15 protein-coding genes are annotated in these 16,654 nt (G+C 63.8%); 9 read left to right on the top strand and 6 right to left on the bottom strand.

The features are described 5' to 3' along the window. The first annotated feature begins 50 nt into the window (after positions 1-50). The 7 genes from dnaE (at position 51) to DyAD56_RS24115 (ending at position 8,895) form a co-directional block, all read left to right on the top strand. Positions 51-3,620, top strand: coding sequence for a DNA polymerase III subunit alpha (gene dnaE / locus DyAD56_RS16835; RefSeq protein WP_102303913.1), 3,570 nt, complete (start codon positions 51-53; stop codon positions 3,618-3,620). A 97-nt stretch (positions 3,621-3,717) separates the two neighbouring features. Continuing rightward, positions 3,718-4,674 (top strand): acetyl-CoA carboxylase carboxyltransferase subunit alpha, encoded by a 957-nt coding sequence (locus tag DyAD56_RS16830; RefSeq protein ID WP_102303912.1) that lies wholly within the window; start codon positions 3,718-3,720, stop codon positions 4,672-4,674. Positions 4,675-4,795: 121 nt separating this feature from the next. Next, a complete protein-coding gene (locus tag DyAD56_RS16825) occupies positions 4,796-5,551 on the top strand; it encodes an NYN domain-containing protein (RefSeq protein ID WP_102303911.1) in 756 nt (251 codons plus the stop codon). Further along, the gene (gene tilS, locus DyAD56_RS16820; RefSeq protein ID WP_233202546.1) at positions 5,544-6,827 is read left to right on the top strand and encodes a tRNA lysidine(34) synthetase TilS; all 1,284 of its coding nucleotides are present in this window, start codon (positions 5,544-5,546) and stop codon (positions 6,825-6,827) included. The genes DyAD56_RS16825 and tilS overlap by 8 nt, the downstream gene beginning before the upstream one ends. Before the next feature lie 70 nt (positions 6,828-6,897). Beyond that, on the top strand, positions 6,898-7,149 hold the full coding sequence (locus DyAD56_RS16815) for an exodeoxyribonuclease VII small subunit (protein WP_102303910.1): 252 nt from the start codon (positions 6,898-6,900) through the stop codon (positions 7,147-7,149). Continuing rightward, positions 7,133-8,032, top strand: coding sequence for a polyprenyl synthetase family protein (locus DyAD56_RS16810; RefSeq protein ID WP_102303909.1), 900 nt, complete (start codon positions 7,133-7,135; stop codon positions 8,030-8,032). The genes DyAD56_RS16815 and DyAD56_RS16810 overlap by 17 nt, the downstream gene beginning before the upstream one ends. A 113-nt stretch (positions 8,033-8,145) precedes the next feature. Continuing rightward, positions 8,146-8,895 (top strand): hypothetical protein, encoded by a 750-nt coding sequence (locus tag DyAD56_RS24115; RefSeq protein WP_199179012.1) that lies wholly within the window; start codon positions 8,146-8,148, stop codon positions 8,893-8,895. Positions 8,896-8,938: 43 nt separating this feature from the next. On the opposite strand, the gene DyAD56_RS16800 is transcribed toward DyAD56_RS24115, so the two are convergent. Both DyAD56_RS16800 and pmbA read right to left on the bottom strand, forming a co-directional pair. After that, complete coding sequence (locus tag DyAD56_RS16800; protein WP_102303907.1) at positions 8,939-9,376, bottom strand: DUF4870 domain-containing protein; 438 nt, start codon at positions 9,374-9,376, stop codon at positions 8,939-8,941. Between the two features lie 99 nt (positions 9,377-9,475). Next, the gene (gene pmbA, locus DyAD56_RS16795) at positions 9,476-10,828 is read right to left on the bottom strand and encodes a metalloprotease PmbA (protein ID WP_102303906.1); all 1,353 of its coding nucleotides are present in this window, start codon (positions 10,826-10,828) and stop codon (positions 9,476-9,478) included. A 371-nt stretch (positions 10,829-11,199) separates the two neighbouring features. Here pmbA and DyAD56_RS16790 point away from each other — a divergent pair, with 371 nt between their 5' ends. Both DyAD56_RS16790 and yjgA read left to right on the top strand, forming a co-directional pair. Next, entirely contained in the window at positions 11,200-11,448 is a 249-nt protein-coding gene (locus DyAD56_RS16790; protein ID WP_102303905.1) for a DUF1653 domain-containing protein, read from the top strand. Between the two features lie 28 nt (positions 11,449-11,476). Next, the gene (gene yjgA, locus DyAD56_RS16785) at positions 11,477-12,061 is read left to right on the top strand and encodes a ribosome biogenesis factor YjgA (protein WP_233202538.1); all 585 of its coding nucleotides are present in this window, start codon (positions 11,477-11,479) and stop codon (positions 12,059-12,061) included. Positions 12,062-12,101: 40 nt separating this feature from the next. On the opposite strand, the gene DyAD56_RS16780 is transcribed toward yjgA, so the two are convergent. The 4 genes from DyAD56_RS16780 to tldD all read right to left on the bottom strand — a co-directional run bounded on the left by DyAD56_RS16780 (position 12,102) and on the right by tldD (position 16,582). After that, positions 12,102-12,311 carry a hypothetical protein gene (locus tag DyAD56_RS16780; protein ID WP_199179011.1) on the bottom strand — a complete coding sequence of 70 codons (210 nt, stop codon included), beginning with the start codon at positions 12,309-12,311 and terminating at the stop codon, positions 12,102-12,104. Next, on the bottom strand, positions 12,308-13,714 hold the full coding sequence (locus DyAD56_RS16775; RefSeq protein WP_199179010.1) for a putative sulfate exporter family transporter: 1,407 nt from the start codon (positions 13,712-13,714) through the stop codon (positions 12,308-12,310). Before DyAD56_RS16775 ends, DyAD56_RS16780 begins: the two co-directional genes overlap by 4 nt. A gap of 157 nt (positions 13,715-13,871) precedes the next feature. Continuing rightward, the gene (locus DyAD56_RS16770) at positions 13,872-15,032 is read right to left on the bottom strand and encodes a DUF4034 domain-containing protein (RefSeq protein ID WP_102303902.1); all 1,161 of its coding nucleotides are present in this window, start codon (positions 15,030-15,032) and stop codon (positions 13,872-13,874) included. 110 nt (positions 15,033-15,142) lie between these two features. Continuing rightward, positions 15,143-16,582: a metalloprotease TldD gene (gene tldD / locus DyAD56_RS16765; RefSeq protein ID WP_102303901.1), complete on the bottom strand. Its 1,440-nt coding sequence runs from the start codon at positions 16,580-16,582 to the stop codon at positions 15,143-15,145. Between the last annotated feature and the right edge of the window lie 72 nt (positions 16,583-16,654).

The following is a 16,654-nucleotide window of genomic DNA, read 5'->3' as shown; positions in this document are numbered from 1 at the left end:
CCCGGTCCGGGCCGCGCCGTTAGGCTGTGGATCCATCCTGCGCGTGCGCCATGTCCGTTCGCTTCGCTCACCTCCACCTTCACAGCGAATACTCGCTGGTCGACTCGACTGTCCGCATCAAGGGGCTGGTCGAGGCTTGCGTGCGCCTGGGTATTCCGGCAGTCGCGCTGACCGACGACAGCAACATGTTCGCGCTGGTGAAGTTCTACAAAGCCTGCAGCGCGGCCGGCATCAAACCGATCGGCGGCAGCGACGTGTGGGTCAGTTCGCCGGATGACCCGCGTCCCTGGCGTCTTACCCTGCTTGTCCAGAACCATGCGGGCTACCTCAATCTGTCCCGCTTGGTGTCGCGCGCATGGCGCGACGGCCAGCACAGCGGCCGGGCCATGGTCGATGCCACCTGGCTCACGCCGGAAGCGACGCACGGCCTGATCGCCGTGCTCGGCCGCGACAGCGAAGTCGCGCGTGTCGCCGTGAACCAGGGTGTGGATACAGCCGTGGCACGCGTCCATGCTTTCGCGACGCAGATGGCCGATCGCCTCTACCTTGAACTGACCCGCACCGGTCGCGAGGGCGAGGAAAACTGGAACGCCGCCGCGCTAGGCGTTGCCGCACAGCTCGACCTGCCGGTGATTGCCAGCAACGATGTGCGCTTCCTCAAGCAGGACGGCTTCGAGTCGCACGAAGCGCGCGTGTGCATCAATCAGGGGCGCGTACTCGCCGACCCCAAGCGTCCACGCGATTACAGCGACCAGCAGTACCTCAAGTCGCCAGAAGAAATGGAGGCGTTGTTCGCCGATATTCCCGAGGCGCTGGAAAACACCATCGAGCTAGCCAAGCGCTGCACGCTGGAACTGAACTTCGGTACGTACTACCTGCCTGATTTCCCGGTGCCGGAAGGCCATGACCTGGCCAGTTACATCCGCGAGATATCACGCGACGGCCTGAAGGAACGACTGGAATTCGCCGGCGTCGCGCCCGGCCGTACGCGCGAGGAATACGAAGCGCGGCTGGAACGCGAGCTGGACGTCATCATCAAGATGGGCTTCCCCGGCTACTTCCTGATCGTGGCGGACTTCATCAACTGGGGTAAGCAGAACGGCATTCCCGTGGGCCCGGGCCGTGGTTCGGGTGCAGGTTCGCTGGTCGCCTGGGTGCTGAAGATCACGGATCTCGATCCGATCCAGTTCGATCTGCTGTTCGAGCGATTCTTGAATCCCGAACGCGTGTCGATGCCCGACTTCGACATCGACTTCTGCATGGATCGCCGCGATGAGGTGATCGATTACGTCGCACGCAAATACGGCCGCGACCACGTCAGCCAGATCATCACCTACGGCTCGATGGCGGCCAAGGCTGTGCTGCGCGACTCCGGTCGTGTGCTCGGCATGGGCTACAACGCGGTGGACCGCATCGCCAAGCTCATTCCGCCCCGCCCGCTGGATCTCACGCTGCAATGCGCGCTGGGTCGTTCGGAGAAGGCGAAGAAAGAGCCCGATCGCATCGTCAAGGATTTCTGCGACCTCTACGACCAGGACGAAGAAGCACGCACGCTAATCGACCTGGCGCTGAGCCTGGAAAGCTTGACGCGTGGCGTCGGCAAGCACGCCGGTGGCGTGGTGATCGGCCCCAGGCCGCTGACCGAGTTCGCCCCGCTGTATTGCGAACCGGGCGGCGCCGGCGTCGTCACGCAGTACGACAAAGACGATGTGGAAGCGGTTGGTCTGGTGAAGTTCGACTTCCTCGGCCTGCGCACGCTCACCATCATCGATTGGGCGGTGAAAGCCATCAACGCGCGTCGCGCAGTGAGTGGCGAGGAAGAACTCAACATCGCGGCGATTGCCACCGATGACGTGGCCACCTACGAGCTGCTGAAGAAGGCGCAGACCGTCGCCGTGTTCCAGCTCGAATCCTCGGGCATGCAACGCATGCTCAAGGATGCCAAACCCGACCGTTTCGAGGACATCATCGCGCTGGTGGCGCTGTACCGCCCCGGCCCGATGGACCTGATCCCCAGCTTCGTCGCCCGTAAGCACGGCCGCGAGGAAGTGGTGTATCCCGATCCGCGCGTCGAGCCGATCCTGAAAGAGACCTACGGCATCATGGTCTATCAGGAGCAGGTGATGCAGATGGCGCAGATCGTGGGCGGCTATTCGCTCGGCGGCGCCGATCTGCTGCGCCGCGCGATGGGTAAAAAGAAACTCGAGGAAATGGCGAAGGAGCGCGCCAAGTTCCGCGAGGGTGCCGCCAAGGACGGGCTCACCGGCGAAAAAGCCGACGAAATCTTCGACTTGATGGAGAAGTTCGCGGGCTACGGCTTCAACAAGTCACACGCCGCCGCATATGCCGTGGTTTCGTACCACACCGCCTGGTTGAAGACGCACTACCCCGCGGAGTTCATGGCCGCGACGATCTCGTCGGACATGGACAACACCGACAAGGCGGTGACCTTCATCGACGAGTCGAAGGCGATCGGCCTGAAGGTGTTGCCGCCGGACATCAACACGTCAGAGTTCATGTTTGTTGCCGTCGAGCCGAAGGTGATCCGCTACGGTCTCGGCGCCATCAAGGGCGTGGGTCAGGGTGCCTGCGAAGCGATTGCCGACGAGCGCAAACGCGGTGGCGTGTACAAGGATCTCGCCGACTTCTGCCGCCGCGTGGATTCGCTGAAGCTCAATCGCCGCGTGCTCGAAGCATTGATTCTTTCCGGTTCGCTCGATGCGCTAGCGCCCAATCGCGCCAGCCTGATGGCGCAGTTGCCGAACGCCATGAAGGCGGCCGACCAGCATCTGAAAAACAAGCAGTCTGGCCAGAACGACATGTTCGGCGCGTCCATGTCATCCGAGAACGGGAGCGCCAACGCGCCGACGGTCGAGGTGGATCTGCCCATGGTGGCCGAGTGGCCACTCGAACAGTTGCTGCAAGGCGAACGCGACACGCTCGGCCACTATCTCTCCGGCCATCCCACTGATCCATGGCGGGACGAGCTAGCTCAGCTCTCAACCTGTCCTCTGGGCGAGATCGGCGATCGTTATCAACCGCCCAAGCCGCGCAAGAACGACGGTGACGAAAACCGTTTCCGCCGCGGTCCGGACACGCCGTGGACGGTAGCCGGCATGGTCACTGCTGTGCGCAAGCGCGGTGATAGCGATGCCTTCGTCCGACTCGAGGACGGTACCGGCATCATCGAGGTGAGCTTCTTCGGCGACCTCTACCAGCAGATCGCCCCGATGCTTACGCGCGACCAATTGCTGATCGTCGAAGGTGGCCTGCGCATCGACGATTTCTCCGGCGGTGGTTTCGCCGTGCGTGCCCGCAGCGCCTACACCCTGGGTGATGCCTGCCGCCGCTTCGCTCGCCTGCTGCGTTTAAAACTGAACGGCGTGAACCCCGCCTTCATTGACGACCTGCGCCGCACGCTCGCCGGCTACCGCGGTGGACGCGCCAGCGTGATTCTTCACGGCTACCACAACGCCCTTGCCCAGGCGGATCTGGAGTTGGGAGAGGACTGGCGCGTGGATGCGATCCCTGAGCTCCTGCGTGCCATCCGCGCGATTCCCGGCGTCGAGGCGGCCAAGCTACGCATCGTCAAGACGGACGACCGTCCGCGCGGCGATTGAACCCCGCGCCAGCCTTCACGTTTCCCATACGCATCCGTTCCCGCGTTCTTTTCTAGACCGGTATACTTGCGCGCTTCCGTGTCATGAACTGCACCGAATGAATCCTAACTTCCTCGATTTCGAACAACCCATCGCCGAGCTGGACGCGAAGATTGAAGAGCTTCGTCACGCCAGCCATGGGCAGGCGTTCAACATCGACGAAGAAGTCGGGCGTCTGCGCGAAAAGCTGAAGCTCAAGACCAACGAGATCTTCCGCAACCTCACGCCGTGGCAGGTGACGCAGTTGTCGCGTCACCCTGGCCGGCCGTACACGCTCGACTACATCAGCGTGATCTGCGACGAATTCCACGAACTCGCCGGCGACCGCGCCTACTCGGACGACGCTGCCATCGTCGGCGGTCTCGGCCGCATCAATGGCCGTTCGGTGATGATCATCGGCCATCAGAAGGCACGCGATACCAAGGGCAAGGTGCGCCGCAACTTTGGCATGCCGCGTCCTGAGGGTTACCGCAAGGCACTTCGCCTTATGAAGATGGCCGAACGATTCGGCCTGCCGCTGATCACGCTCATCGATACGCCAGGCGCCTACCCGGGCGTGGGTGCGGAAGAGCGCGGTCAGTCGGAAGCCATTGCCCGCAACCTGCTGGAAATGGCCGACTTGAAGACGCCTATCGTCTGCACCGTGATCGGTGAAGGCGGCTCCGGTGGCGCGCTCGCCATCGGCGTGGGCGATCGCACCGTCATGCTGCAGTATTCGACGTACTCGGTGATCTCGCCAGAAGGCTGCGCTTCCATCCTGTGGAAGAGTGCGGAGAAGGCCAAGGACGCCGCCGAAGCGCTGGGCCTCACCGCTCCGCGCCTGCTGGAACTGGGCCTGATCGACAAGGTGGTGCGCGAGCCGCTGGGCGGCGCCCATCGCAATCCGCACTCCATGGCCGTACGCCTGAAGGCCGTGCTGCTCAACCAGATCGACGAACTCGAAGCCCTGCCGGTGAAGGATCTGCTGGAGCTGCGCTACAAGCGCCTGCGCGGCTACGGTGCCTACACCGAGTGAGCCCAGCCTGAGTCGGGAGGGGTGCGCGGCGAGAAGACCATATCCCGACGCAGATCCCTCTTCACTCACTGCCCTGTCTTCCTGACCTACCATCCGGGCACCATCGTCCGGAAATGCGTTCATGGCCAGCGAACACGCCACCAAACTCGCCGTTCTTATCGACGCGGACAACGCGCAGCCGACCATCTCCGAGGCGTTGCTCGCCGAAGTTGCCAAGTACGGTACGGCGCACGTGAAGCGAGCCTATGGTGATTGGACGTCCAATCACCTCAAGGGTTGGAAGGAACAACTGCTCACGCAGTCGATCCAGCCCATCCAGCAGTTCGGCTACACCAGCGGCAAGAACGCCACCGACTCAGCCATGATCATCGACGCGATGGATCTGTTGTATTCCGGGCGCTTCGATGGCTTCTGCATCGTCTCCAGCGACAGCGACTTCACCCGACTGGCTGCGCGCATCCGCGAATCCGGCCTGATCGTCTACGGCTTCGGTGAGCGTAAGACACCCGACCCGTTCGTGGCTGCCTGCGACAAGTTCATCTACACCGATATCCTGGTCGCCAAGCCGGATGAGGAGCAGCCGCTCAAGCCGCGTACTGCCGCACAACTCAAGCAGGATTCCAGCCTGGTGAACCTGCTGCGCAACGCGGTAGATGCGGCATCGGACGACGACGGCTGGGCTACCCTGAGCGGGGTCGGCTCAATCGTCACCAAGCAGCGCCCCAACTTCGACGCGCGCAGCTATGGCTACAACAAGCTCAGCGAACTGATCACCGCCACTACGCTGTTCGAGATGGATCGCCGCAATGCCGGCGAAGGTCGCCCCAAGGTGATCTACGTGCGCAACAAGAGCAAGAAAGCCACCGCCCGTGAATGAACTGAACCACATCCTGCGCGACGCGCTGCACGCGCACCCGGCCGGCCCTCTATGCGTCGCCTATAGCGGCGGCCCTGATTCCACCGCGTTGTTGCATGCATTGGCGCAACTGCCGCAGGCACAGGGACTGCGAGCGCTGCACATCGATCATGGACTGCATGCCGATAGCCACGCATGGGCTGAGCACTGCCGGCAGCTTGCTGGCGAATGGGGCGTGTCGTGCCTGGTGCTGCGGGTGGATGTCGACCATGCGCGCGGCTATGGCCTGGAGGCCGCGGCGCGCGATGCGCGCTACCGCGCGTTCGCCGCATCGCTGCAGAAAGGCGAGCGACTGGTGCTGGCGCATCACCGCGACGATCAGGCGGAAACCGTGCTGCTGAAACTGCTGCGCGGCGCCGGCCCCGAAGGTCTTGGCGGCATGCGCGCAACGCGACGCCTCGGTGACGGACTGCTCTGGCGCCCCTTGCTGGATACGCCTCGCGATGTCCTGCGCCGTTACGTGGAGCAGAACGCACTTCCCTGCATCGACGATCCTTCGAACCGTGATGCGCGCCTTTCGCGGAATTTCCTTCGCCACGAAATTCTGCCGCGCCTGAGTCAGCATTGGCCACAAGCGGTGGATTCGATCATCCATAGCGCTCGCCTCCACCGCTCCGCCAGCGAGGCGCTGGAGCGCCAGTGGCGCGCGGCACAGTCCCACCTGCTCGACCCATCCAGCGGCAGCCTCGACGCCGTCGGCTGGCTCTCGCTCACACCGGCCTTGCGGCACCCCCTGCTCGACGACTGGCTGCACTCGCGCGGACTCACCGCGCCCACCACCGCACAACGTGAGCAGATCGAGCGCCAATGCGTGGCCCGCGACGGCCAGTTGCCCTGTATCCGCTGGCCTGGCGCCGAAGTGCATGTCTGGAAAAACCGGCTATGGGCGCTTCCACCTCAGCATGGGGTGGACCCGCAGTGGCAGGCGGACTGGCACGGTGAACCGTTGGCCCTGCCAGACGGCGGAAGCCTGTTGCTCGACCCTCCGACACGGTTGGACAGCGCGCTGACCGTGCGCCTGCGCCGAGGGGGCGAACGCCTGCGCCCTGCTGGGGACGCACATACCCGCGAGTTGCGCGACCTGTTCCAGCAAAGCGGCATGCCCCCGTGGCGGCGGGTGGCTTGCCCCCTGCTGTTCGTGGGGGACGAACTCATCGGCGTAGGTGATCGCTGGCTTACCGAGCGGGGCATAGCGCTGCTGGCTGGCGCCAAACCCCGCTGGCAAGCTGCGTGGTGACCACCTTATTGCTGCAACAGCCACCTTCGCGGATTGATTCCGCACGGCCCCTGCGCTAGTTTTGCGGGCCATGGCCAAGTCTGCATCCGCTCCCGTCGCTCCCGCCGCCGATTTCGAACACTCGCTGGACGAACTCGAACAGCTGGTTGCGCGTATGGAAGGGGGCGAGCTGAGCCTGGACGAATCCCTGTCCTCTTTCGAGCGCGGCATCGGCCTCTATCGCCATTGCCAGCAGGCATTGGAAAATGCCGAGTTACGCGTACGAATGCTGCTCGACCCCGATGCCCCAGACACTGCCGAACCCTTTGAACCCCAGCTCTGAGCTTGGTATTCAGCTCAAGTCGCTGATCGCCCGCGCTGAAGAGGCGCTTGTCAGCTCGCTCCCCCCCGCCGACACCGCCCCCGTGGAACTCCACCAGGCGATGCGTTACGCCGTGCTTGGCGGCGGCAAGCGCTTGCGCCCGCTGCTGGTCTACGCCGCCGGCCATGCGCTCGGGGAAGTGGGGTCGAGTCTGGACGCTCCTGCCGTGGCCGTGGAGTTGATCCACGCCTACTCGCTGGTGCATGACGACCTGCCCTCCATGGACGACGACGCCATGCGTCGCGGCCGACCCACCTGCCATATCGTCTTTGGCGAAGCCATGGCGATCCTCGCTGGCGACGCGCTACAGGCGCTGGCGTTCGAATTGCTGGCCCACGACGTGGACGCGGGCGTGTCGCCCGTACGCTGCGTGGAAATGCTGCGTGTACTGGGCCGCGCTTGCGGCGCCGACGGCATGGCCGGCGGGCAGGCGCTGGACTTGGCCGCCGTGGGCCGCAAGCTCACGCTCGCCGAGCTGGAATTCATGCATGCCTGCAAGACCGGCGCGCTGATCCGTGCCGCCGTGCAACTCGGTGGCCTCGCCGCCGGCGCGACCACCGAGGAGCTCGCCGCACTGGACCGCTACGGCCACGCCGTGGGCCTGGCGTTCCAGGTGCGTGACGACATTCTGGACGTCGAAGGCGAATCGGCGGTGCTCGGCAAGACGGCGGGTAAGGACGCGGCGGCAGACAAACCTACCTTCCCGTCCATCATCGGCATGGATGCGTCCCGCGAACATCTTGAACACCTCACGCGGGAGGCCCTGGATGCCATCGCCCCGTTTGGCCAAGGTCGCGTGCTGCTGGAAGAGCTGGCGCACTACGCCGCAGCGCGGCTGAAGTAGAGCCGTAGCAGGCGGCTGCTCCCCTTTGACGCTTACGCCTCACTGACGACGCGTCAACAACGACCGCGCTGGAACGTTTCCAAAGGGTCACGCCCCTCACCGTTCCGACTGCCATGCCCTTATTTCGTTTCGCACGTCACGCGCGTGCTGGTCTCGCCGGCGTCATCGCAGCACTGCTGCTCGCCGGCACGGCCATCGCTGCCCAGAACACCGACTTCACCGGCGCCTGGCGTCTGGATGATCGCAACAGCGATACGTCCGATGCCCTGACCGCCGCAATGCGTCTAGAAGCACGCAAGGAACTGGCCAGCCAGCAGGCCACTACGCCCGCCTCATCGTCGTCCAGCCCTACTCCTGCCACCAGCGGCAACGGTGGCCGTCACGGCGGCATGGGCGGTGGTGGAGGCATGGGAGGTGGGGGCATGGGCGGCCACGGTGGTGGCGGCATGGGCGGTGGCGGACACGGCCGTCATGGCGACAACAGCAGCAAGCCGACCAGCGGCAGCGATAAGGACCCGATCGCGACGGCCACCTATCCGATGCCACCCACATTGAAAGCCGACTCCGTGCTGCTCGTGCAGCAGGACGAGAAGACCTTCCAGATCCGCCTGGACAACGGCGACCAACTCACCGGCAAACTGGACGGCGTGGCACGACAGACACTCAACGGCAACGCCATGGTGCGCGGCCATGTGGAGAACGGCCAGCTGACGGTGAATATACGCTACGCCGACGGCACCCAGCTCGACCAGACCTGGGCGATGACGCCCAATGCTGCGCAGATGGTCGTCACAGGTGCATGGAAGGTGCCCTCGCTGGAACAGCCGGTGACCTTCAAACGCACCTACGTGGGGCTCCACTGAGGTGAAAAAGGCGGCCCGTGGGCCGCCTTTTCATAGAGGCTATCTAGCCGATCAGTCGCAAGGTGTACGGGTAGCGATAGCGCACGCCTTCGTTCGCACGAATGGCCGCGATGATGACGAACACCAACCACGCGATGCCAACGATCCCACCCACGGGCACGGCGATCAGCACGCCCAACCCCAGCGTGATCAGAGTGAGCACGAATAGCGCGAAGAACACGATCGCAACAGTGATGTTGAAGTTCAGCGCCTCCTTCGCCTGATCATTCACGAAGGGCATGGAATCCTTCTTCACCAGCCAGATGATCAGCGGCCCCAGGAAACAGCCCCAGCCGAGCCAGTGCCCGGTGAGGATGAGACCCAGCAGGGCGGACAGGTGGGCAAACATCGCCCACTGGCGTTCCTGGGCAGAAGGGAGATCGGACGGTGCGGTAGGACCGTTCGACGGCGGCGGTACGACGGACTCGGGTGGGACGCTCATGCGCACTTCTCCTGGTCGTGAGCCTGTTTTTTTCTGTGCCAGCCCCCGCTGACGACTCCGATCCTAGCAACTGTCCGCCCGATTTACTGGTGCAGGTAGTCACTCACCGGCGATGGTCATCTGCTCCAGCAGAATGGAGCCGGTCAGCAGATGCGAACGGTGATCCACGTCCGAACCCACCGCTACGATGTTGGCGTACATGTCGCGCAGGTTGGCCGCGATGGTGATTTCCTCCACCGGATAGGCGATCTGGCCGTTTTCCACCCAAAAGCCGGCAGCGCCGCGCGAGTAGTCGCCCGTGATGGTGGACACGCCCTGCCCCATCACTTCGGTTACCACCAGCCCGGTGCCCATGCGCTTGAGCAGGCCCTGGAAGTCATCCTGGCCCGGCTCGACGATCAGGTTGTGTATGCCGCCCGCATTACCGGTGGATTCCAGCCCGAGCTTGCGCGCCGAGTAGCTGCCCAGCACGTAGCGGGCGAGCACACCGTTCTCGATCAGCGCGCTATCGCGGGTGGCCACACCTTCCGCATCGAACGAGCCGGAGCCCTGTCCGCGCATGATGAAGGGGCGCTCCACGATGGTCATCCAGGACGGCATGATTTGCTGCCCCGCGTGGTCCAACAGGAAGCTGGCGCGCCGGTAGAGCGCACCGCCGCTGACCGCGCCTAGCAGGTGGCCGATGAGCCCGCGTGCCACATCCGGCGTGAACAGCACCGGGCACTGGCGTGTAGTGAGCTTGCGTGCGCCCATGCGCGCTAGCGTCCGCTCCGCGGCCTTGTCACCCAGCGTCTGCGCGCTGATGAAGTCGCCCGCCGAGCGCACGCTGTCGTACCAGTAATCGCGCTGCATGCCATCGTCGTCACCGGCGATAAGCGCAAGCGATAGGGAATGGCGCGTGCCGCGCTCGCGACCCAGGAAACCGTGCGAGTTGGCATACACGGCGAGACTCTCGCCCATCTGCACGCTGGCGCCATCCGAATTGGTGATGCCGGCATGGGCGCGCCCGGCATCTTCGATCTGCTTGCCCAGTTCGATGGCTTCGTCGGTCTCGATGCGCCACGGGTGCCACAGGTCTAGATCGGGGAACTGGGTGGCCATACGCGAGGCGTCGGCCAGGCCCGCGGCCGGATCCTCCTCGGTGAAGCGGGCGATGGCGCAGGCCTGTTCAAGCGTGGCCTGGATCGAATCAGGGTTAAGGTCGGCCGTGCTGGCCGAGCCCTTGCGCTGCCCGAAATACACGGTGAGCCCGAACCCGCGGTCCCGCGTGTGCTCCACCGTCTCCACTTCGCCCAGACGCACGTTCACATTCAGGCCCGTGTCGATGCTGGCAGCGACCTCAGCCTGGCTGGCACCAGCGGCGCGGGCCCGGCGAATCACGTCCTCCGCCAACTGGGCCAGGCGCTCGAGTTCGTCATTGCTGCGGTCTTGGGTCGGGCTCAGCTGGGTCACAAGGATTCCTGCACTAGAGTCTGGTTCGTGCCTTCCTGTGACCCGCGCCGGGAGCTGTTTGCGCGCCAGTCAAGGAAGAGCGAGGGAGTGTATGTCAATACACGACTGAGAGATGACGAAGGCTGGCGGGCAAACAGACCCGGCCCGAAGGGTTTGCCGCCCAAACCCCTGCGTGAGCGCCCGGCGGCTTGACCTGACGGCCAGTCAGGCGCTGCGCCACGGAACACTCACGCAGGGGTTTGGGCGGCAAACGCGGGCCACAGGAAGGCACGAACCAGACTCCAGGAACGGGTAGAATACGCGGTCCTACCGCGCAGCATCCCAAAATGGGGGCGCGTCCCCGAAAGCAAAGAGCGTCACGGAGCCAAGCTATGGCACTGACAGCCGGCATCTACCGCCACTACAAAGGCCAGCGTTACCGCGTCCTGGGCACCGCCCGGCACAGCGAGACGATGGAAGAGGTCGTGGTCTACCAGGCGCTCTATGGCGAGTACGGCCTGTGGGTGCGCCCCGCCGTGATGTTCTGCGAAACCGTGGAACTGGATGGCGAGCCCATCCTCCGCTTCGCGCTGGAACAAGCCGAACCCGATCTGCTCGACGGCGTCGTCGCAACGCCCTGAACACCGTATCCACTGCTGGAAGACATCCGTGCCACGCACCTATACCGACGACCCCGACCACGACTACGGCCCCACCCGCACCCAGCAACGCCGCGACGCGCTGGCCGTGCTGGCGCTGGCCGTTCAATTGCTCGAGCTACCCCCGAGCAAACTGGCCAAGCTGGAATTGCCGGAAGACGTGGAGCGTGAAATTGCCAATACGCGCCGCATCACCGCGCACATTGCACGCAAGCGCCAGCTCGCCTTTCTAGCCAAGGTGATGCGCCGCCACGACACCAGCGTATTTGACGGCGTGCGCGCCGCGCTGGGCGAGAACCGCGACCTCCAGCGCCAGGAGACGGCCGCGATGCATCGGCTGGAAGCCCTGCGCGATCGCCTGTTGACCGACCCGGACAACGCGATGAGCGACGTGATTGCGCAATATCCGGGCGTCGATCGCCAGCACCTGCGCTCCCTGGTGCGCCAGGCAAAGATCGAAAAGGATGGCAACAAGCCACCGCGTGCGTACCGCGAGATCTATCAGCTGCTCAAGGATCTGGCGAGCGGCGCCGTCACCGACGAGATCATCGATGACGAAGGTGACATCGACGGCGCGGAAGAGAACGAAGACTGAGTTCTCGTGGGTCGCGCACGCGTGCGCGACCCAACTCCCCTCAATCGTCGTTCGGACGAAACTGCATGCACGTATCTCCCGGCGACACGAAGCAGTCGTGCACCTCGCACAACGCACTCGCCCCGATGCTCGCCCCATAAGCCGAGCCGAATGACGTCAGCCCTGGCAGGCGCTGTTCCGTCACCCGCGGATCATCACGACGGAAGCGACAGCGCTCACAGCGCGCATCCAGCGTAGCGACGGCGGTCACCCGCCTAATCCGTTCCAATAATCGGCAAACACGTGCACCGACAGCACGTAGCCGATGATCACGTTCACCACCACGCCCGCCGTGAACGCCAACAGGGGGCGCCAGCCCGTGGCCGCCAAGGAGCGCAGGCGCGTGGTAAGCCCGATGCTCAAGAAGCAAAACGTGAAGGCCCATGTGCGCAACGTACTGATCGGCGCAACCAGGTCCGGCGTCACCACCTTGCGGTAATCGGCCAGCGAGTAGTGGCTGGCGATCCACGTCACCAATGCAGACGCGAGCACGAAACCGAATACGAACTTCGGAAAGCGTGCCCAGATTTCACGCACGTCGGCTTTCGCCTGTACGCCGGTTTCCGAGGTATTCCATCGTGTGGTCGCCACCCAGGCCAACACGAATGCCCAGATGCCGATCCAGATATCACGCCCCACCACCTTCATCAGGGTGAACGCCTGCACGGCAGCATCAGGGGCGCCGGCAATGGCACCGCCCGCATTGCGCGCCGCATCGCCATAAGCCTGCGCCGCGGCGACGCCCGCGGCATCCGCGAACTCGGATGTGCCGATCCATGCGCCAGCCACAGCCGTGGACAGGCCCAATGCCCGCGACACAAACGGCAGCACGAAGATCATCACGATAGCCCACACCACCACCAGCGTGATCGCTACCGACGTATCCTCGCGCCGCGCGCGCACTGCGCCGCCACTGGCGATCGCCGCGGAAACGCCGCACACCGCACCACCGACGCCGAGTACGGCCGCGAAGCGCTTATCGAGACCTAACGCCTTGCCTACGAAAAAGATGCTGAAGAACGTGGCAAGCGACACGATGGTCGCCTGGCCCACAGCCACCGGTCCCGCCCAGAACAACAAAGTTAGCGGCAAGGTCGCACCCAGCAGCACAATGCCTACTTTGATGTAGAACTCCACGCGCAATCCGGACTGGAACCATTCCGGCAACCGCACGGTGTTGGACACCAGCAGGCCTAGCGCCAATGCAAGCAGAGGCGCTTCGAGGTTGTAGCACGACGCCTCTGTCCACGCCGACACCGTAAAGATCAGCAACGACACCACGAACAGCACTAGAAATGCCGGCAGGAAACGCGACAACGAATGCCCGAGCACAGCGAGGCCGGTACCGAACAGCAGCGTAAACGCAGCGAAGAGAGCGAGGTAATTCGGCCAGTGCGACGCAATGCCCTGCCATGCGTCGGCGAGCGTCTTCCACTTCGCTGGCGCCACCGCCAGCCATTTAAGGCTACTTCCGTTGGCGAACAAAGCCCATGCCACGACGATCACCAGGAGGCCGATCCATACCGACCACCAGTCCTCATTGGCGAACACACCCAATCGCGCGCCTTGAGCACGAGCCTGAGGGCCAGATAGAACACGTACTGCTTCGCTCATCGCAATATCCCCCACCAGGGCGTAAGGTGATTGCGGACGTCAGTACGTCTGATCTAAATGCCTCAGGCATAGGCATCCGCAATGCACTGTCCCCGCGACGAGGGCAAAAGCGAAATGAGCTTTCGTACTATCTATATAGCCGGAGACTACAGTGTCATTAGTGTGATTTCTGGAGCGTTGGATCTAGATGGGCCATGGCGACACTGAGCTTTTCTTCTACGCCCGGATAGTCGAAACGCGATGCCTCTGACAGGTAGATCACAGCCACTTTGTATTGGCCGTCGTTAAGCGCACTTTCCCCCGCGTCAAAAAGCTCCGTGCGACTCGCCGTTTGATCGAGCGCTGTTCGGTACACGGAATCTTCCTGGCGCGAACTGCAATAGCAGCCAAGCCCCAACTGCTCACTCAGAATTTTGGCGCGGACGACTACCAACAAAGGATTCTTCGCCGCATTCGTCTGCACCGATGCCAACAGATTCGATTGGGTCGTTAGGCTACCACCCCAACGAGGCTGCGCCGCAAGGGCGAGCGCCTCGTAGACGGGCAAACTTGGTAACGAGGCAAGCATGCCATGTTTGGCGGCGTCGGCAACGGATGCGTCGTCGCCTAGCATGATTCCGCTTTCGATCATGACGGCATAAGGCAACGCAACGGATGGATCGAGCTTGATGGCGTGCCGCAGATCACCTTCGGCTCGTGCCAACAGTGTTTCCATCGCATTGATCTTTGCACGCGGCGTCTCCTGGATATAGTCCCCTCCTCGCGCCTCCCATGCCTCTTGAAGAAAACCGTAACTGCTTGCCGCATACGCAAACGCACTGGTGGGGGACTGCTGTTTCCAAGCCTCGAGAAGCTGGCGAGCGTCGGCATCTGACCGAACGAAGTCCTCGCTGATCATTCGCCAGAACGCTTCGGGATGCGTTTTCGGTTGGTGTTCCCACTCTGTGAGACGCCGGTCGATATCGGCGGCATGTCCCCCATCAAGCAGGGCTTTCATCTCCACGCGATTGATGACGGGTTGCAAACGGAAGCGGCAATAGGCGGCAACGCTTTCGTGTGTCCAGCGACTGCCTGGAGGGTCCGGATAGTCGAGGCAACGCTGCAATCGGTCGCTGATCTTTTCGGCCTTGGCGCGAGCGATCAGAAATGACTTCATCTCGTCAGGTGTAAACGCGTGCCGCGAATCGTCCGAGGAAACGATGGGCAATACGCCTTGCAGCTTCGCATCTACCCCGGCGTTTGGCGAGTCGGCCAAAGAGGCAGAAACCGACAGACAGCCAACGGCCACGGCGATGCACAACCGCAATAAACGATCCATATCCGTCCCCCTCCATAGAAAGCGGCCCTGATTGAGCCGCTTTGCACCTGATATTCACACAGCCCCTTCGATCTGAGAAAGCACCGCCTCGAGGCGATGTGACCCGACCCTCAGGACGCCGTACCGCCCACTGTCATTGCATCGACTTTCAGCGTCGGCTGGCCCACGCCCACCGGCACGCTCTGGCCGTCCTTGCCGCACACGCCCACGCCTTCATCGAGGGCGAGATCGTTGCCGATCATGGAGACGCGGGTGAGCACGTCGGGGCCGGAGCCGATCAAGGTGGCGCCTTTCACGGGGCGGGTGACCTTGCCGTCTTCGATCAGGTAAGCCTCGCTGGCGGAAAACACGAATTTGCCGTTGGTGATGTCCACCTGGCCGCCGCCGAAGTTCACGGCGTACAGGCCCTTCTTCACCGAGCGGATGATTTCTTGCGGGTCGTGCTGGCCGGCGAGCATGTAGGTGTTGGTCATGCGCGGCATCGGCAGCTGTGCGAAGGATTCGCGGCGGCCGTTGCCGGTGGGCGCCATGCCCATCAGACGGGCGTTGAGCTTGTCCTGCATGTAGCCCTTGAGGGTGCCGTCCTCGATGAGCGTGGTGCACTCGGTGGGTGTGCCTTCGTCGTCCACGCTAAGCGAGCCACGGCGGCCCGGCAGCGTGCCGTCGTCCACCACGGTGACACCCGGCGCGGCCACGCGCTGGCCGATGCGGCCGGCGAAGGCCGAGCTGCCCTTGCGGTTGAAATCGCCTTCCAGGCCGTGGCCAATGGCTTCGTGCAACAGCACACCCGGCCAACCGGGGCCAAGCACCACCGGCATGCTGCCGGCCGGCGCGTCGACCGCTTCCAGGTTTACCAAGGCTTGGCGCACCGCTTCATCGGCGAAGGCCATGGCGCGGCCGTTCTCGAGCAGCTCGCGGTAGCCATAGCGGCCGCCACCACCCACATGGCTCTGCTCGCGTCGGCCGTTGTGCTCCACGATCACAGCAACGTTCAGGCGAACCAGCGGGCGCACGTCGGCGGCCAGCGTGCCGTCGGAGGCGGCCACCAGCACGGTATCCATGGTCGCTGCCAAGCTCACGATGACCTGCTTCACGCGTGGATCGCGGGAGCGTGCGTAAGCGTCCACTTCGCGCAACAGGGCGATCTTGTCGGGGTTGGGCAGGCTCTCGACCGGGTCGATGGCCGGATACAGCTGGCGCGCACCGTTCAAGGCCAGCGGCTTGCCTGCACCGTTGCCGCCCTGAGCGATGGCGCGGGCCGCCTTGGAGGCCTCCAGCAGCTGGGGCAGCACGATCTCGTCGGAATAGGCGAAACCAGTCTTCTCGCCGCTGATCGCACGTACGCCCACGCCCTGCTCGATGGAATGGCTGCCGTCCTTGACGATGCCCTCCTCCAGCACCCAGGACTCACTACGGGAATGCTGGAAATACAGGTCGGCGGCGTCGATGGAGGGACCCATCAGCTGATTGAAGACGCGGTCGAGGTCGGTGGCGGCCAAGCCGCCCGGCGACAGCAGGCGACGTTCTGCCTGCGCGATCAGGGAATCCATGAAGTCGGTGCCGTTTGCAGAAAAGAGGACTTTACCAAGTTGGGGCCGCCGGACGGGGGTTTAAAGACCGTC

The sequence above is a fragment of the Dyella sp. AD56 genome (assembly GCF_002878475.1).
GTDB lineage: Bacteria > Pseudomonadota > Gammaproteobacteria > Xanthomonadales > Rhodanobacteraceae > Dyella.
Note: the sequence above shows the minus strand (reverse complement) of the source record. Positions and strands in the feature narration are given on the sequence as shown.